General features: G+C 67.6%; 16 protein-coding genes. 12 read left to right on the top strand and 4 right to left on the bottom strand.

Annotation, left to right across the window (positions count from 1 at the left end; all coding sequences use genetic code 11):
• Positions 1-48 precede the first annotated feature (48 nt).
• Complete coding sequence (locus ACIA8C_RS04710) at positions 49-1,014, bottom strand: LysR family transcriptional regulator (protein WP_397130881.1); 966 nt, start codon at positions 1,012-1,014, stop codon at positions 49-51.
• 545 nt (positions 1,015-1,559) lie between these two features.
• On the opposite strand from ACIA8C_RS04710, the gene ACIA8C_RS04705 reads away from it, so the two are divergent.
• From ACIA8C_RS04705 to ACIA8C_RS04695, 3 genes are all read left to right on the top strand, one after another.
• Complete coding sequence (locus tag ACIA8C_RS04705) at positions 1,560-2,204, top strand: hypothetical protein (RefSeq protein ID WP_397130880.1); 645 nt, start codon at positions 1,560-1,562, stop codon at positions 2,202-2,204.
• A 226-nt stretch (positions 2,205-2,430) separates the two neighbouring features.
• The gene (locus ACIA8C_RS04700; protein ID WP_397130879.1) at positions 2,431-3,492 is read left to right on the top strand and encodes a CocE/NonD family hydrolase; all 1,062 of its coding nucleotides are present in this window, start codon (positions 2,431-2,433) and stop codon (positions 3,490-3,492) included.
• Between the two features lie 105 nt (positions 3,493-3,597).
• Positions 3,598-4,194, top strand: coding sequence for a CocE/NonD family hydrolase C-terminal non-catalytic domain-containing protein (locus ACIA8C_RS04695; protein ID WP_397130878.1), 597 nt, complete (start codon positions 3,598-3,600; stop codon positions 4,192-4,194).
• A 46-nt stretch (positions 4,195-4,240) separates the two neighbouring features.
• Here ACIA8C_RS04695 and ACIA8C_RS04690 read toward each other — a convergent pair whose 3' ends face one another.
• The 3 genes from ACIA8C_RS04690 to ACIA8C_RS04680 form a co-directional block, all read right to left on the bottom strand.
• Positions 4,241-4,792, bottom strand: a complete 552-nt coding sequence (locus ACIA8C_RS04690) for a TerD family protein (RefSeq protein ID WP_397130877.1) — start codon at positions 4,790-4,792, stop codon at positions 4,241-4,243.
• 79 nt (positions 4,793-4,871) lie between these two features.
• The gene (locus ACIA8C_RS04685; RefSeq protein ID WP_397130876.1) at positions 4,872-5,732 is read right to left on the bottom strand and encodes a class I SAM-dependent methyltransferase; all 861 of its coding nucleotides are present in this window, start codon (positions 5,730-5,732) and stop codon (positions 4,872-4,874) included.
• 27 nt (positions 5,733-5,759) lie between these two features.
• Positions 5,760-7,874, bottom strand: coding sequence for an MMPL family transporter (locus tag ACIA8C_RS04680; RefSeq protein WP_397130875.1), 2,115 nt, complete (start codon positions 7,872-7,874; stop codon positions 5,760-5,762).
• A gap of 86 nt (positions 7,875-7,960) precedes the next feature.
• Here ACIA8C_RS04680 and ACIA8C_RS04675 point away from each other — a divergent pair, with 86 nt between their 5' ends.
• The 9 genes from ACIA8C_RS04675 to ACIA8C_RS04635 all read left to right on the top strand — a co-directional run bounded on the left by ACIA8C_RS04675 (position 7,961) and on the right by ACIA8C_RS04635 (position 16,615).
• Positions 7,961-8,497 (top strand): MarR family winged helix-turn-helix transcriptional regulator, encoded by a 537-nt coding sequence (locus ACIA8C_RS04675; protein ID WP_397130874.1) that lies wholly within the window; start codon positions 7,961-7,963, stop codon positions 8,495-8,497.
• A 101-nt stretch (positions 8,498-8,598) separates the two neighbouring features.
• Entirely contained in the window at positions 8,599-9,483 is an 885-nt protein-coding gene (locus tag ACIA8C_RS04670; protein ID WP_397130873.1) for a MerR family transcriptional regulator, read from the top strand.
• A gap of 241 nt (positions 9,484-9,724) precedes the next feature.
• Positions 9,725-10,816: a polyprenyl synthetase family protein gene (locus ACIA8C_RS04665; protein WP_397130872.1), complete on the top strand. Its 1,092-nt coding sequence runs from the start codon at positions 9,725-9,727 to the stop codon at positions 10,814-10,816.
• A gap of 12 nt (positions 10,817-10,828) precedes the next feature.
• Positions 10,829-12,355 (top strand): phytoene desaturase family protein, encoded by a 1,527-nt coding sequence (crtI, locus tag ACIA8C_RS04660; RefSeq protein ID WP_397130871.1) that lies wholly within the window; start codon positions 10,829-10,831, stop codon positions 12,353-12,355.
• 12 nt (positions 12,356-12,367) lie between these two features.
• Positions 12,368-13,318: a phytoene/squalene synthase family protein gene (locus ACIA8C_RS04655; RefSeq protein ID WP_397130870.1), complete on the top strand. Its 951-nt coding sequence runs from the start codon at positions 12,368-12,370 to the stop codon at positions 13,316-13,318.
• A 33-nt stretch (positions 13,319-13,351) separates the two neighbouring features.
• Positions 13,352-13,693: a lycopene cyclase domain-containing protein gene (locus tag ACIA8C_RS04650; RefSeq protein WP_397130869.1), complete on the top strand. Its 342-nt coding sequence runs from the start codon at positions 13,352-13,354 to the stop codon at positions 13,691-13,693.
• 2 nt (positions 13,694-13,695) lie between these two features.
• Complete coding sequence (locus tag ACIA8C_RS04645) at positions 13,696-14,022, top strand: lycopene cyclase domain-containing protein (protein ID WP_397131808.1); 327 nt, start codon at positions 13,696-13,698, stop codon at positions 14,020-14,022.
• A 68-nt stretch (positions 14,023-14,090) separates the two neighbouring features.
• Positions 14,091-15,608 carry an FAD-dependent oxidoreductase gene (locus ACIA8C_RS04640; RefSeq protein WP_397130868.1) on the top strand — a complete coding sequence of 506 codons (1,518 nt, stop codon included), beginning with the start codon at positions 14,091-14,093 and terminating at the stop codon, positions 15,606-15,608.
• The gene (locus ACIA8C_RS04635) at positions 15,605-16,615 is read left to right on the top strand and encodes a DUF5914 domain-containing protein (protein ID WP_397130867.1); all 1,011 of its coding nucleotides are present in this window, start codon (positions 15,605-15,607) and stop codon (positions 16,613-16,615) included. The genes ACIA8C_RS04640 and ACIA8C_RS04635 overlap by 4 nt, the downstream gene beginning before the upstream one ends.
• The last annotated feature ends 56 nt before the right edge of the window (positions 16,616-16,671 follow it).

Raw genomic sequence — 16,671 nt, 5'->3', positions numbered from 1 at the left:
GTGATCTTGGCAGTCGCCGAGAGAGACCTGGCAGTCGAAGGTAAGGCTCTATCCGGAAAGCGAGCAGGCCTGCTCCGCTTCATGATCCGGGGTCCGCATCTCCAGCAGTCCCGCGGCCCCGAACTTTCGGATGAGTTCGGTGTCGCTGATGACCTCGAGGAATTTCACTACATGCGGTGATTTGTCGCGGGCGTGGACGGCCAGTTTCCGGCGGATCGGCCGGGACAATCGAACAATGGACAGCAAGCGGCCCGGGCCGTGTAAGGCCATCTTCGGCACCAGCGCGACCCCGACACCGTGTTCCACCATGCACAGGGCGGTGGACACATCGGGTGCGCGGACGGTGAAACGGACTTGCACGCCGGCCAGACCCGCCTCGCGCGTAACGGTGTCGGTGAGATCGGAGTTCGCGCCGCAGCGGATCCAGGGCGCCTCGACGAGTTGTTTCCATGAGCCGTCGAAGCTATTTCGCCGGCTGGGGTGGCAGACGACGACGAGTTCTTCCGCACCGAAGCAGTGCACGACCGGTGAACTCGTCTGCCCGAGCGGGCCGACGGCGAGATCGAGGGTGCCCGCCGCGAAGGTCGCGTTCAACTCACGGATATCGGTGAACGATCGCACCTCTATGCTGTCGATGTTTCGTTCGTGCCGCATCCGGTAGATGAGCGGGGGCAGCAGCTTCTGGGCAATGGTTGGCGTGGTGCCGACGGTCATCCCGCCGTCGCCGAACGTTTGCCCCATGGCTACTGCCTGACGGGCGGACTCCACGACATTCGAGGCTTGCGCGAAGAATGCGCTGCCGAACTCGGTGAGCCGCGACCTGCGCGACTGCGGGTCGAATACCTTGTGGCCGAGCGAGGTCTCCAACGCGTCGATCTGTTGCGACATGGCCGACGGCGTTATTCCGAACCGCCTGGCGGCGGCCGATAGCGAGCCCAGTTGCACCGCGCTCACAAAGTAGTCGAACTGGCGCAACGTGATGGTGTTAGGAGTGAGTAGCGGATATTCAGGCATCGGCAATCTCCATGTCGAGCTATCGACCCTTCTATAGCACCTTCGGTCCAGAAACAGAGATAAGTGGCATTACGTCACCTGGTCATGGCGCGCCTGTACACGCGGGCCGGAATCGTATTCTTCCGCCCGCTGTTCATCCCACGAATTGCCGTGGTGAGGACCGTTTTCGGAGTGTTCTGCCGTCTTGCGTCAGCAGTATCTACTAGCGGCGATAGGTACGTCAAACCCTAAGTAACACTAACCCTGAGTGGCGCCCAGATCACGCCGCCGCGGCCGCGGCATTACTTCTCCGAGCCGTCGCCGATGGGCAATCCCGCGAACCCGGGCCCGGAAAGATCGCAATTTTGTGCCTGGACACAACCACGGCTCGGTCGTGACATTTGTCCATAAATCGAGCCCGCCGTTGTGCAATCCGCCAAACGATTCCGACAGCCGCCTACGCAAGTCAAATCTCGACGTACTGCCAGGGAACACAATCGCTTAGCGAACTTTAGATTGCCTTAAACAATGGTCACCGCCGACCGGATCGGCCCTAATATGCCGCCATGAACCTGTACGACGACGTGACCACATACGACACGGGAGCGTTAGCGCTCGAAAATCACGAGTCGAACAGAGAATCAGCCGATCACCCTGCCGCCGCGGCGCAGGCCGCCGAAGAACACGCGGGCGACGTGCCCACCGCCGCAACGGAACTGGATGCGGCTGTCAGCGCTTTCGTCGCGGCCAACCGCCGGTTGGTTCAGTTGGTGCACGCGGCGAAGCGGCAGGGATTGGGCAGCAGCGAGATCGTGCGACGCACCTCGGCGGCCTGGCCGCCGGAGATCACGTTGGACATACTGGCCAAGTTCGAGCAAACCGCGCGAGCCGCCCAGGTACTCCGCAACGCGGGAATCTCCGTCGCGGACGAAGGCAACGACCGCGAAGGCGATGTGGTCGTGTCGCTGCACAGCTCATGGTCTCGGCGTCTGGTGTGCCTGCACATCAACAGACCCGAGGCCAGCCCGGAGTCGACCCGGTGGGCGGCGCTGGCAGTGGTCGGCGCACTGCATACGGCGGGCTACCGGCTGCTCGTGCACCCCGGCTCACGGTTGACCGCCTCGTCTGCGATCGAGTACTTCGCCGACCCGGCCGGGGTTTTGGTGATCGAGGAACCCGACAGCGCGACCTCGTACACCACCTACCTCTGAGCCGAGACCGTCGGGTTTTCCAGCCCGCTCAGCACCGGAAACGCGGGGGCGACTGAGTTAGCGCGCCCGTAGCTGTCGGCGTGGCACGCTGACAGGTCGGGACACCCAGTAGCACCATCAGCGGCGCCGCCGCACGGGTTGGAGGGCAGGGGCCATGCCGCATGGCGTTCGCAACTTCGCGGGAGTGCTTGGGATCCTTTGCGCTACAACGGTTCCGGCGCATGCGGTGCCCGGCGATACGGCGGCCTGGAGTGCACGACCGGCGACGTACGACATGGTGGTGGAAAAGGACACCGAGATCCGGATGAGCGACGGGGTCGTCCTTCGCGCGGATATTCGCAGGCCCGCCGAGAATGGGCGGGCGGTGCCGGGACGGTTTCCGGTGATCGCCACCCAGACCTCCCACCAGAAGAATCTCCCGCCGCTGGCTTTTCCCTTCGACTATCTGGTGGAGCGCGGGTATGTGCAGGTGACTGCCGAGATTCGCGGTACCGGAAGTTCGGCTGGCGTCTGGGGTCTCAACAGTGCCCGCGACCAGTTGGACGGCAAGGAACTGGTGAATTGGGCGGCCGCGCCGGAGCGGGAATGGAGCGATGGGCGGATCGGGCTGACCGGAGCCTCGTACGGCGGCTTGACCGCCCTCACCACCGCTGCTCAGCAGCCGGAGGCGCTGCGGGTGATCTTCCCGGCGGTGGGCATGGTGGACGCATTTCGGGATCTGTTCATGAACGGCGGAGTCAATTCCACCGCGATGGAGTCGGGGCTGATCGGCATCATCACTGGCGGCGGTTCGCTGCCACCGGTGTCTGCCTCGGCGTTGGGCGATCCGGTCGGGAAGGTCATCGACCGGCTACAGCACAACGTCGGATTCCAGGTGTTACCCGGACAGCAAGGTGATGGCGACTTCGCCTTCGACGGCCCTTGGTATCGGGAACGCTCGGCGAGCGAAGTGGCTGACAAGATCACCGTGCCGACGCTGATGACGACCTCGCATTACGACTTGTTCCAACGCGGCGGACCGCTGCTCTATCAGCGACTGGCGGCGAACAACGTACCGGTCAAGATGATCATCGGCGATTGGATGCACAGCGCCGCCGCGACCGCGGCGAGCGGCACCCGATCGCCGCTGCACACGGAACCGCTCTCCGGGCCGAACCAGCCGGAGCTGGCGTTGCGCTGGTTCGACCACTACGTCCGTGACGTGCCCGACCCCACCTTGGACGACGACATCGCACCGGTCACCTATGTCGAATTGGGCTCCGGGGAATACCGGACGACCACCCAGTAGCCGCCCGCCGACGTCAGTTACTGAAAGCTTTCCCTGGCAGGCAACGCGCAGGTCGGCCGCCCCGGCGGCCTCACCACCGGCGACGGCGACGGCGGACCCGATGTCGTGCCCGCGCGGCCGCTGGCCGGATTGTGCTCGGCGTCCACTGCCCAGGCGCTGTCGGGATTGCCTGCGATGCTTGATAAGTCGTGCGTCACCGATCAGCGGGCAAACGACATGGAAGGTCTTACCTATGACCTGCCCGTTGCCGAGACTCCGCTGCACCTAGCCGGCGCGATCAGCGCGCATCTGGTCGTCGGCTCGCGGTCTCCGGACGGCATTGTCGTCGTCCGTGTCGAAGATGTCGCCCCGGACGGGGCGGTCATCCAGCTCAGTTCCGGAGTCCAGCGATTGTCACTGCGCGAACTCGACCAGGCCGAATCGGTGGTTCGCGACGGCATGATCGTGCGGCCGTGGCATCCGTTCACCCGGGAATCCCAGGCGCCCATGCCGATTGATCAACCGGTCGAGGTGGAGGTCGAAGTATTCCCCACCGGCGCGGTGATCCAGCCAGGCCATCGACCGCGTCTCGCCATCCAAAATTCGGACTTTCCGCATGTGCTCGGCGATCCGCACAGGCTGCTCGAGTCCAGCGACCTCGACATACACCACGGTCCGCAACGCCCCTCTTGGATCGCGATTCCAGTCCGGACGTCCGGCTAGCCGGTAGCGCTGCACGGCCGGGGCGCCCGCCGACTGGTGCAGGCGATCAGTACAGGTATTGCCGGACCTGCGGCGCGGCCTCGGCCGGATGCCGGGCGGTGATGCCCGCATCGATCTCGTGGTACGTCCAACCGCCGTCATCGGTGCGGCGCATCGCGCCCATCACCAGACCGGTGTGCGATTCACCGTGCAGTTCGTAACGGACGATCTCGGTGCCCGACCCGCCGTCGACCAACCGGCAGAACGCATTCTCGATCTCGGCGAAGGAATGGCCGGTGTAGCAGGTGACCAGGAAGATCACCGCCGTCACCTGGAGCGGCAACCGGGTGAGGTCGACCGCGATGAGTTCGTTGTCGCCCTTGCCTTCCCCGTTGACGCTGTCGCCGAGGTGCCGGATCGAGCCGTCGGTCGAGGTGAGCCGCTCATGATAGACGGCATCGATGAGTTGCTCGCCGCTGAACAACAGCGCGGCCGCGTTCATATCGATGTCCCTGGCGCGGCCCCCGAACCAGCGGCCGCGGCGCACCGGATCCCAGCCGAGCGCCATCGTGACGTGATCGAGCCGCGTACCGGTGTTGCCGCGAAGCGTGACGGGCACATGTCCCCCTCCTACAGGGCGACCGGATCCTGATAACGCATCGCCGCGAGTAACCAGGGTCATCACATTAACGGAATCCTTACGGCGCCAATACCTCCACGTGACCGGTGTGCGCGGCACGGAGCACGTGGCCGCCGACGAGATCGGCGGCCGGGCTGTCGGGCGCGTATCGGGCGATCATCTGCCGCCAGTCGAGATCTTCGATCTCGTCGAACCCGATCGTCTGGAGTTTCGCGGTGATGTCATCGACGGTGAACAGGGACAGCCACGGCTCGCCGAGGCGTTCCATCACTTGTGCGAGCGCCTCGACCATCGGCTGATGCGGTGCGGGCAGCGCCGAGGGCGGCTCGCTGTAATCGAAGACGACCTGTGCGGCGGCGCCGTGCTCGACGATGTAGCGCAGGGTGGCTTCGACCGCGTCGGGCGTCAGGTATTGGACGACGCCGAGCCAGAGGAAGAACGCTGGCTCGGTGCGCGAGAATCCCACGGCGGCAAGGCCTTCGGCGAGCGTGCCGGTTTCGAAGTCGACCGGGACGAACCGCAGCTCGGCGGGGACCGCGATCCCGGCGTCGGCGAGCCGGTCGCGCTTCCAGGCCTGGGTGGCGGGATGGTCGACCTCGAACACGGTCAGGTCCGGGTATGGGTTGCGGTAGGCGAAGGTGTCCAAGCCGGCGCCGAGGACGACGACCTGGCGAATGCCGCCTGCGGCCTTGGCGAGGGCGTCTTCGGCGAAGCGATGCCGCATTGCCAGGAAAAGCCTTGCCTCAGCGGGAATTCCGTCGTCATCGGGCCGCTCGGTCGAGGCGACCGCCGCGGTGGCGGCACCGGCGATGGTTACCGCCAGCGGATCGGCGAAGATGTGCGGCGCGTCCTCGGTCTGATGGAACGCGCGGGCACGGGCCGCACCGAGCGCGGTCCGACTCGGTTGACCTTGCTGCATAGGTGACCACTCGTATTGTGCTTTGTTTCAACGGTTTTGGTGGACCAAGTCGGTCCGATCAGGTAGCTCCTCGGCCGCGACGCTCCGGGACAGCGCACTCGGCCACCAGATCTTCGGCCCGATCAGGCTGAACAGCGCGGGGATGACGACCGTGCGGACCAAGAAGGTGTCGAGCAGAATGCCGAACCCGACGACGATGCCGAGCTGGGTGAGCGTGATCAACGGCAGCACCCCGAGCACGCAGAACACCGCGGCCAAAACCACTCCGGCGCTGGTGATCACGGCGCCGGTGGCCGAGACCGCGCGCACGATGCCGTCGGTGGTGCCGTGCCCCGGGGTTTCCTCGCGGGCACGGGTGACCAGGAAGATGGTGTAATCCACGCCGAGCGCGACCAGGAACAAGAACGCGAACAGCGGCACGTTGGTGTCCAGTGCCGGGAACCCGAAGACATGATCGCTGATCAGACTGCCGATGCCGAGTGCGGCGACCGCGCTCAGCACGGTGACGCCGACCAGCAGCGCCGCCGCGGGTATGGCACGCAGCAATACCAGCAGCACGACGAGCACCACCGCGAGGATCAGCGGCATCACCAGTGCCTGGTCGCGCCTGGCCGCGTCCCGAGTGTCCAGCGCCTTCGCGTCGCTGCCGCCGACCATGGCCTGCGCGCCGGGCACCTCGGCCAGTCCCGCGCGCATTTTCTCGATGGTGCCGAAGGCCTGGCCGGAGCCGGGCGGCGCGTCCAGCACCACCGACCATCGGCTCAGCCCGTCGGTATCGCCGGTGGCGTTCGACTTCGAAACTCCCGGGGTCGCGTCGAGGACCTGCTGTACCGCGGGCGCGGAAGCGCTCTTGGCCAGCACGATCGCCGGGTCGACGGCACCGGAGGGGAAGTGCGCGGCCAGCGTGTCCAGACCGTCCACCGATTCGGCGCGGACGCGGAACTGCTCGGTCTGCGACAGACCCACCTGGGTGCTCAGCAGTCCGCTCGCGCACACCGCCAAGAGCACCAGCGCGCCCGCGACCACCACCGCGCGGCGCCGCACCACGCCGGACGCGACCCTGTGCCACCATCCGGTCCGCGCCGCGTCGCGGTCATCCACCTGAGGAATGAAGGGCCAGAACACCTTTCGACCGCACAGCGCGAGTATCGGGGGCAACGCGAACAGCACGAACAGCACCGCGACGAGCAACCCGGCGGCCGCGAACGCGCCGAGGCTGCGGGTATTGGGCAGCAGCGCCGCCAGCAAGGTCAGCAGCGCCGCGACCACGGTGACATTGCTCGCCAGGATCGCCGGACCCGCACGCCGGACGGCCACCCGTAATGCGGCGCGATGATCCGGCGTGCGATGCAGTTCGTCGCGGTAGCGGGAGACGAGCAGCAGCGCGTAGTTGGTTCCGGCGCCGAACACCAGCACGCTGGTGATGCCCGAGGTTGAACCGTCGAAGGCCAACCCGGTCAGTTGGGCGAGTCCGGTGCCGACGGTGGCGGCCACGCGGTCCGCGAGCGCGACCACAAGCAACGGGGCCAACCACAGCACCGGCGAGCGATAGGTCGCGATCAGCAAGACCGCGACGACCAGCGCGGTCACCGCGAGCAGGGTCACGTCGGCACCGGAGAACGAGTCGGCGATGTCCGCGGCGAACGCGGGGCCTCCGGTGACCTGCACCGTAAGACCTTCCGGCGCAGTGTTTTTCGCCGCGTCCCGAAGTTCACCGATCCGCTCGACCAGCGCGGTGCCGGTCGAGTCCGCGGGGACCGGAACCTGGCCGATCGCCGCCTTGCGATCCGGCGCGGGCACGAGGGCGGGCCGGTCAGGTGTCGACGGGGCCTGCCGCTCGACGGCCAGCATGCGGGTTACCGCCGCGTCGGCCGCCGCTAGGTCCGGTGCGGACAGCTCCGCACCATCAGAACGACTCGCCACCACGATCGCGGACGCGACATCGGCGCCAGGAAACGCGTCGAGTGCCTGCTCGACCCTGGCCGATTCGGCCACATCGGGCAGTGATCGCGGCGCCTGACCTGCCGCGTCGTTCCCGCCGATGAATCCAATGAGGGCCGCCGACGCCGCGAGAAGCACCACGAGCAACGCCCATGAGCGACGTCCGGTGACCGTTGCCGCGTACCGGTCCCATGCGTTCACTGAACCAACTCTTTCAGAATCTTAACTAAATGACAACTTGCACGGCACCGGCGGATATTCTGGCGATCTAGTCAGAAAGGACGCCGATGCCCATCGATAACCCGGCCGAGAGCAGCACCGAGCACGGCGACCGCGACCGCCTGGAAACCGACATCGCCCTGGACATCCGCGCGCTGACCACCGCCGCCGAGCAACTCGGGCACGTCTTCGCCCAGTCGAACAATCTGCGTCCCAACGACTTCCGGGCGCTGACCCACATCGCCACCGCCGATGCCGAGGGCACCCCGCTGACCGCGGGACACCTCGGCACCTCGATGGGCGTGTCCCCCGCCGCCATCACCTACCTGGTGGATCGAATGATCAGCTCGCGCCACATCCGCCGCGAGACCGACACCAGCGATCGCCGCAAGGTGCTACTCCGCTACGACGAGCACGGCATGGAAGTCGCCAGCTCCTTCTTCACCCCTCTCGGTTTGCGCACCCGCGCGGCCATGGCCGACCTTCCCGAGGCCGATCTGCTGGCGGCCCATCGCGTGCTCACGGCCGTCGTCGGCGCGATGCGCACCTACTTCGCCGAACTGACCGACGGCGCGGACGCCGCACCGGCGCGCGAGGCGAACTGAGCGGTTCGGCAGCGGCGGCGACAAGCCGCGAGATATGCATCGCTTTTGCATCGTAGCGCCTATGCTCGACGTAGGCCTACTCGCGAAGGAGCGCACCCTGGATGACAGCCGGAGAGCAGGGTGCGCCGCCGGTCGAATACCGCATAGGTCTAGTTGCTCGCCGGTTCGGCATACCGGTGGCGACGCTGCGGAGCTGGAATCAGCGGTACGGACTCGGGCCGCCGCGGCACCGTCCGGGCACGCATCGCCATTACACGCCTGACGATGTCGCGATCATCGCCAGGATGGTCGAGTTGGTCCGCGCGGGCGCGAGTCCCGAGAGCGCGGCGCACGCGGCGCGGGCGGTCGACGCTCCGGTTCCCGCGCTCGGCGACATCGAACCCGTGATATCCGCGGCGGTGCGACTGGATTCCACGCAGCTACTGGCGACGATCTCCGCCCACCTCGCCCACCACGGCGTGATCGCGACCTGGAATCGGTTGTGCCGGCCCGCTTTTGCCGCCGTCGTCGGCCGACAGCATGCCGCGGGGGGCGATGTCGACGTCGAGCACGCGCTCTCCTGGGCGGTCGTCGCCGGACTACACCGGGTGAGTCCGCCACTACGGGATACCGAGCGGCTCCGTCGGGTCGTGCTCGCCTGCACCGACGGTGAGTACCACACGATTCCGCTCGAGGTGCTGCGCGCGGCCTTGGCCGAGCGCGGTGTGCCCGCCGTGTTCCTCGGCCAGTCGGTGCCCGATGACGCGCTGGTCAGCGCGCTGTCGAAGCACGAGCGCACACCCGTGTTGGCGCTGTGGTCGCAGGTGCCCGCCGCCGCGCGTCCGGAATCGGTCCGCGTCGCCCGCGCCGCGTCCGCGCAGGTGCTGCTGGTCGGGCCGGGATGGGCAGGAACTGCCGACGTGATAGGTGCGCAGCAGGCCGAATCGCTCGAGCAGGCGATCGAAGAACTGTGCCGCGCCGCAGCGGCGCCCGATGTCGACACGTAGCCGGAGTTGCGACGTGATTAAGTTTCTGAAATAGTTTGAACCATCGCACTGCATCGTTTCTGCATCGCTTGAGGTACGATAAGCAGATCCGTTTCGGAAGGAGACGCGTGGGCACATACCCCGAGCTCGCACGCCGACCGTCCGACACGATTTCGGACCAGCTCGCGCAGCTCAGTTCGCCACCGGACGCGTCAGCAGGCAACGGGCGCGGCGTGCCGGGTACTCGAGAAGGGAACCGCCGGTGAGCACCGTTTCTGTCGACGCGTCGTGGCCATCGTCCACCCGAAGCCGAACCGCCGACGTCAGCGAGTTCGAGAGCTGGCGGGCCGAGGTGCGGACCCGCGTGCTCTATGAGGTCGCGAACTTCCTCGGTGGGTTACGGATCGACCGCCTGCGCTCGGCAGGCGTCGAAGACGTGCTGCGCCAATACGCCACCGGGGGCAAGTGCCTGCGCTCGACGTTCATGTACCTCGGCTGGCTGTGTGGCGCCGAACCGGACGGTGCCGCGTTGCGGGCCTCGGCAAGTCTGGAACTGCTGCACGCGTTCGCTCTGCTGCAAGACGATGTGATGGACGACGCGGTGTTGCGCCGCGGCGAAGCAGCGGCACATATTCGCCTGGCCGAAGGCAAGCAGGACAACCGATTCGGCGCCGCCGCGGCGACGCTGCTCGGCGACATGTGCCTGGTGTGGGCCGAGCAGATGTTGCGCGAGAGCGGTGTCGAAGCCGCGGCGCTGGCCCGGGTGTGGCCGGGCTACGACGCGATGCGGATCGAGTTGGCGATCGGCCAGTTCGGCGATCTGTCCAACGACGTTCGCGGTCGGCCCACCCTGGACGAGGTACTCGACGTCGCCCGCGCGAAGTCCGGGAACTACACCGTCCAGCGACCACTCGAGCTGGGCGCCGCGCTGGCGGGCTGCCCCGACGGCACGCTGAAGATGTTGTCCCACTACGGGACTCACATCGGCGAAGCGTTCCAGCTCCGCGACGACCTGCTCGGCATCTTCGGCTCGGCCGCGATCACCGGGAAACCCGAGGACAGCGACCTCGGTCAGCACAAGGCCACCAGCGTCGTGATCGTCGCCCTGGAGTCGGCGGACCCGGCGTCCCGGCGGGAACTGTTCGAACTGATGAGTCGCCCAATCCTGGACCCTGCCGTGATCGCCCGGTGCCGGACCTTGATCGGCGGGTCGGGCGCACCCGAGCGGATCGAGGCGATGATCGCCGAGCACGTCGACGCGGCCAGGGCCGTGTTGCGCGCCGGACCGCTCGATTTCGGGCAGCGCTCGGCTCTGGACCAGATGGCGCTGCTGTGCACCGCGCGGCAGCTGTAGAGGAGGCATCGGATGCGCACAGTCAAGGGCGCTACGGACCACGTCGTTGTGGTGGGAGCCGGTTTGGCGGGCCTGGCCACCGCGCTGCATCTGGCCGGTCGGGGCAGGACGGTGACGGTCGTCGAGCGGGAGTCGGTGCCGGGCGGGCGGATGGGCCGCTTGGATCTGGACGGCTACCGGATCGACACCGGCCCGACCGTGCTGACCATGCCCGATCTGATCGATGAGGTGTTCGCCGCGGTCGGCGAGCAGACCCGGGATCGGCTGGAGCTGCACCGGATAGCGCCCGCCTATCGCGCCCGGTTCGCCGACGGACGCACCCTCGACGTGCACAGCGACGAGCAGGCTATGGTGCGCGCGATCACCGAGTTCGCCGGCGCCGGCCAAGCCGCGGGCTATCGGCGGCTGCGGGAGTGGCTCACTCGGCTCTATCACGCGGAGTTCGACAGCTTCATCGCGTCGAACTTCGACTCGCCGCTGTCCCTGGCCACGCCTGCGCTGGCCCGCCTGGCCGCGCTTGGCGGCTTCGGCGGCTGGGATCGCAAGGTCGCGCGGTTCATCACCGACCCGGAGCTGCGGCGGGTGTTCACCTTTCAATCGCTCTACGCGGGTGTCGCGCCCGCCAACGCGCTGGCCGCCTACGCGGTGATCGCCTACATGGACACCATGGCGGGAGTCTATTTTCCGCGCGGTGGGATGCGTGCGCTGCCCGACGCGCTCGCCGCGGCGGCCGAAACCGCGGGCGTGCGGTTCCGCTACGGGACCACGGTCACCGACCTGATCCGCGACAGCACCGGAGTGCACGCCGTCCATACCGACACCGACGAGCGAATCGACTGTGACGCCATCGTGCTGACCACCGAGCGACATCGTGCCTACCAGCTGCTCGGCCATCGTTCGCGGCGGCCGATTCCGGTGCGCGCCGCCCCCTCCGCGGCGATCCTGCATGTCGCCTGCGACCGCGGCGCCCTCGATATCCCGCACCATTCGCTGCTGTTCGGCGCGGCGTGGGAATCGGCGTTCCGCGACATCATCCAGGACGGTCGCGTCATGTCCGACCCTTCGCTGCTGCTCACCCGTCCCACCGCGAGCGACCCCACGCTGGCACCGGACGGGCGCGAACTGCTCTACATTCTCGCGCCGGTGCCGAATCTCGAACGCGGACAGATAGATTGGCCGAGTTTCGGGCCCGCCTACGCCGAGCGGGTACTCGACATCACCCGGGATCGCCTTGGCGCCGGAGCAATCCGCGGCGCCGAACTACTCCGGGTGATCACTCCCGAGGACTGGGCAGCCAAGGACATGCTCGCGGGCAGCCCCTTCGCCTTGGCGCACACCTTCGCCCAGACCGGTCCGTTCCGGCCCGCCAACATGATTCGCGGTATCGACAACGCGGTGCTGGCCGGCGGCTCCACCGTGCCCGGTGTCGGCATCCCGCCGGTGCTGGTTTCCGGACGTCTCGCCGCCGACCGCATCACCGGACCGGTACGCACCGGCGCGCTATCGCGGCCGGGCACCCCAACCCGCTCCCCGAGCTGATCGGACTTCGAGATGACACGCACCGAACTCGATGCGGCACGGATCACCGATCCGGCGCTACGCCAGTCCTATCAACGGTGCCGCACCCTGAACGCCAAGCACGGCAAGACCTTCTTCCTGGCCACCCGCCTGCTCGCCCCCGACCAGCGGCCCGGCGTGCACGCACTCTACGGCTTCGCCCGCCGCGCGGACGACATCCTCGACGACTTCGACGAACGCCTCGACCCCGCCGAGCGCGCAGCCCAATTAGCTACGCTGGCAAGGCAATTCAACTCCGGTGCGACCGATGGCGATCCGGTGCTCGCGGCGGTGCTGCATACCGCGGACAGCTATCGGATACCGCGTGAGCTGTTCGAAGCCTTCCTCGCGTCGATGCGAATGGACCTGTCGGTCACCGACTATCCCGACCGCGCCGCACTGGATCGCTACGTCTACGGGTCGGCGGAGGTGATCGGACTGCAACTCCTGCCGATTCTCGGCACGACGGAATCAACGCAGGACGCGGCGCCGTACGCGGCGGCCCTCGGAAAAGCGTTCCAGCTCACCAACTTCCTGCGCGACGTCGACGAGGATCTGGCCCGCGACCGGGTCTACCTACCCGCCGATGAACTGGCCGTGTTCGGCGTCGACCGGGAGTTGCTGAGCTGGTGCAGGCAACGCGGACGGGTGGAGCCGCGGGTGCGCAGGGCGCTGGCCGCGCAGCACGAAATCACCAGGCAAACTTATGCTTTCGCGCGCGGCGGGATCGAGCGGCTGGCCCCGCGATCGCGCCCGTGTGTCGCCACGGCGCTGGTGCTGTACTCCGATATCCTGCGCCGCATCGAGGACAACGATTTCGAAGTGTTCGGCCGGCGCGCCGTGGTTGGGACCAGACGACGGGTTCGGGTCGGCGTCGAAGGCTTGGTGCGTGCCTGGTGGGCGCGCCGAGGACGCAGGGCCGACCCCGTGCGGTCATCCGCATAACGCCCCGGATTCCCGAAAACATAAGGGAGCGCGATGGATCACTGGCACTATCTTTTCCTCTTGATCGCCTGTCTGGCGCTGACCGCGCCGCTGGAGTTCTTCGGACCGGGTGTCTACCGGCGGCCGCGGCTACTGCTCGGCGCCGTACTGCCGGTGGCGCTGTTCATCATCTGGGATCTTCTCGCGATCGCCGCGAACATCTGGGATTTCAACCCCGCGTATCTGATCGGCGTGCGTTTGCCGGGTGGGATGCCACTGGAAGAGCTGCTGTTCTTCGCGGTGATCCCGCTGTGCGGACTGCTCACCTTCACCGCGGTCGAGCACCTGCTCGGCCGCAGGCGCGGTGCGCGCGCACGGGCGGAGACCAGCGGATGAGCGTGACCGGACTGGGCTACACCTTGCCCGCCGTCGCGGCCGTCGGCGCCGTCTGCCTCGCCGAATGCCGACTGTTGCGGACCGGGCTCTTCCGGCGCCCCGCCTACTGGCTGTCCATGGCGATCGTGCTCGGCTTCCAAATCCTGGTCGACGGCTGGCTGACCAAACGCACCGCGCCGATCGTTCGCTACAACCCTGATCACCTTCTCGGACTGCGGTTTCCGTGGGATATCCCGGTTGAGGACTTCCTGTTCGGTTTCGCCTTGGTGACCTCGGTGCTGCTCGGCTGGGAGCACGCCCGGCAACGACAGGAAAGGTGTGCCCGGTGAGAAACGGGGTGGCAGAGCCGACAACCGGTCGGGATCGGCGAAGAGTCAACCATCCGGGGGCGCCGGGAGTGCCGGATGTCGGTGCCGGCGGGACGCGGCCGAGGGCGGTGGTGGTCGGCGCGGGAATCGCCGGACTCGCGGCCGCGACCGGGCTGGCCGAACGGGGCTTTCACGTCGATGTCCTCGAACGGGAACAGTATCTCGGCGGCCGGGCCGGAGGTTGGACCGAGCAACTGGCCGACGGCACCGCCGTGGGGATGAATCGTGGCTTCCACGCCTTCTTCGCGCAATACTATAATCTCCGAAAACTGTTGGCGCGCAGCGATCCCCGCTTGACTCGGCTGCGCCGCGTCGACGACTATCCGCTCGTCGACGCGGACGGCCGCCGCGACACCTTCCGCCACCTGCCGCGCACCCCACCGTGGAACGCGCTCGCCTTCGCTCTGCGCAGCCCGACCTTCCGGCTACCCGACCTGATCCGCATGAACGCACGCGCCGCCGCACCGCTGGCCGCGGTGTCGGTCCCGCGGATCTACGAGCAGCTCGATCACCTCGACGCGGAAACCTTCCTGCGCACCATCAACTTTCCGCAAGCGGCCCGCCATCTGGCATTCGACGTCTTCTCTCGCAGCTTCTTCGTCGAACCACGGCAGATGTCCGCTGCCGAGCTGGCGGCGATGTTCCACATCTATTTCCTCGGTTCCAGCGAGGGCCTGATTTTCGATGTGGCACAGGACAATTTCGACGTCAGCCTGTGGAACCCGCTCGCCGAGTACCTCAGCGCGCCGAAGGTTCCGGGGCGCGCGGGCCAGGTGGAATTCCATACCGGCGGGGCCGTCGCACGCGTCGACGTCGGCGGCGCCGCCACGTTCCAGGTGACCGACGAGAGCGGCGCGGTTCTCGACGCGGACGCGGTCGTGCTGGCCGTCGACGTCGCCGCGCTACGCACGATCGTCGCCGCCTCCCCCACCCTCGGTGACCGCGAATGGCGTTCGCGGGTAGCCGAATTGGCGACCGCTCCGCCGTTCGCGGTGCACCGGCTGTGGCTGGGCCGGCCGGTACGCGCCGACCGGACCGGTTTCCTGGCCACCGGCGGTCTCGACCCACTCGACAACATCAGTGTGCTGGACCGCTACGAACGCCAGGCCGCCGAATGGGCCCGCCGCACCGGTGGCAGCGTGGTCGAACTGCACGCCTACGCGGTATCGAGCAAGCCTGCCACCGATGCCGAGCTACGCGACCGGCTGCTCGCGCGGCTGCACGAGCTCTATCCGGAGACCGCCGGTGCGCCGATCGTCGCCGAGCGGATGCTGTGGCGGCAGGACTGCCCGCGGTTCGCGCCGGGCGACTTCGCTCGGCGGCCCGGTGTGCTGACCCCGCACCCGCGGTTGGCGCTCGCCGGTGACGGCATTCGAGTCGACCTGCCGGTCGCCCTGATGGAACGAGCCGCGACTACCGGGTGGCTCGCGGCGAACGCGCTGCTGCGGCAGTGGGGTGCGGCCGGACATCCGCTGGAGACGGTCCCGGTCCGAGGTCGTTCCGCGGTACTGCGTAGCTTCGCGACCCGGGAGAGGAGTACCCCATGAGTAATCGCCGAGATCCCGCCAAGTGGCTGGAAAAGACGCCATTGCAACGCTTTTCGCCGGAGAAGTGGGCCAGGCAGCAACCGACCTACGATGCCGCCGACCCGCGGCTGATCGAGAGCGCGCTGCGCTGGTCGCAGCAGCGGCCCTCGGGCAACTGGTACGCCTTCGCCGCGAGCACCAGCGTGCGCGGCGACCGCCCGTTCGGCACGACGATCGGCGGTCGCGAGATCGTCGCCTGGCGCGACCGGGCCGGTGAGCTGCATGTCGGCCCCGGAGCGTGTCCACATCTGGGCGCTCCGCTCGACCTCGCGGAGGTCGAGGATGCCGCGCTGATCTGCCGCTGGCACGGGATGCGGGTCGGCGCGGCGGGTTCGGCGCGCTGGCGCGCTTTCCCCAGCCACGACGACGGCGTGCTCGCGTGGGTCCGCCTCGATGCGGTCGGTGGTGAAACCCCCACGGACGCACCGATTATCCAGTCACGTCCGGCGGACACTGCCGTGCATGCCGTCACCAGGCTGGTGGGGGTGTGCGAACCTCGCGACATCATCGCCAACCGGCTCGACCCATGGCACGGCGCCTGGTTCCATCCCTATTCCTTCGCCAGGCTCGACGTCACGCAGACACCGCCGCTGACGGATATCACCGAACAGAATCACCGTTTCCTGCTGAACGTGACCTTCCGAGTGAGCCGGCGCCTCGGCGTCCCCGTCGAAGCCGAGTTCACCTGCCCCGATCCACGGACCATCGTGATGCGTATCCGCTCCGGCGAGGGAGCCGGTAGCGTGGTCGAAACCCATGCCACACCAATGGGACTCGGGCCGGACGGCAAGGCGCGCACCGCCGTGGTCGAGGCGGTGATCGCGAATTCGGACCGGCCGGGCTTCCGCCACGCGCGCCGCGCGCTGCCGCTGCTTCGACCATTGATGAATCACACCGCCACCCGATTGTGGCGTGACGATCTCGCCTACGCCGAGCGCCGCTACCAGCTGCGCACCCGCTCTCGATGAGCTACGCGGCGGCGCCTCCGATCCGCCGCCGTTGCTCCTGATGCCACTCGACGTAT

Origin of the sequence: Nocardia sp. NPDC051321 (assembly GCF_044455225.1) — a bacterium.
Lineage (GTDB): Bacteria > Actinomycetota > Actinomycetes > Mycobacteriales > Mycobacteriaceae > Nocardia.
The sequence above is the reverse complement of the archived record's forward strand: the minus strand, read 5'-3'. Positions and strand labels throughout refer to the sequence as shown.

Coding starts and splice junctions, on each gene's coding strand:
- ACIA8C_RS04670 (WP_397130873.1), top strand. CDS start 8,599: ATGACAGCCGGAGAGCAGGGTGCGCCGCCGGTCGAATACCGCATAGGT.
- ACIA8C_RS04710 (WP_397130881.1), bottom strand. CDS start 1,014: ATGCCTGAATATCCGCTACTCACTCCTAACACCATCACGTTGCGCCAG.
- ACIA8C_RS04650 (WP_397130869.1), top strand. CDS start 13,352: ATGGATCACTGGCACTATCTTTTCCTCTTGATCGCCTGTCTGGCGCTG.
- ACIA8C_RS04675 (WP_397130874.1), top strand. CDS start 7,961: ATGCCCATCGATAACCCGGCCGAGAGCAGCACCGAGCACGGCGACCGC.
- ACIA8C_RS04635 (WP_397130867.1), top strand. CDS start 15,605: ATGAGTAATCGCCGAGATCCCGCCAAGTGGCTGGAAAAGACGCCATTG.
- ACIA8C_RS04655 (WP_397130870.1), top strand. CDS start 12,368: ATGACACGCACCGAACTCGATGCGGCACGGATCACCGATCCGGCGCTA.
- ACIA8C_RS04685 (WP_397130876.1), bottom strand. CDS start 5,732: ATGCAGCAAGGTCAACCGAGTCGGACCGCGCTCGGTGCGGCCCGTGCC.
- ACIA8C_RS04705 (WP_397130880.1), top strand. CDS start 1,560: ATGAACCTGTACGACGACGTGACCACATACGACACGGGAGCGTTAGCG.
- crtI (WP_397130871.1), top strand. CDS start 10,829: ATGCGCACAGTCAAGGGCGCTACGGACCACGTCGTTGTGGTGGGAGCC.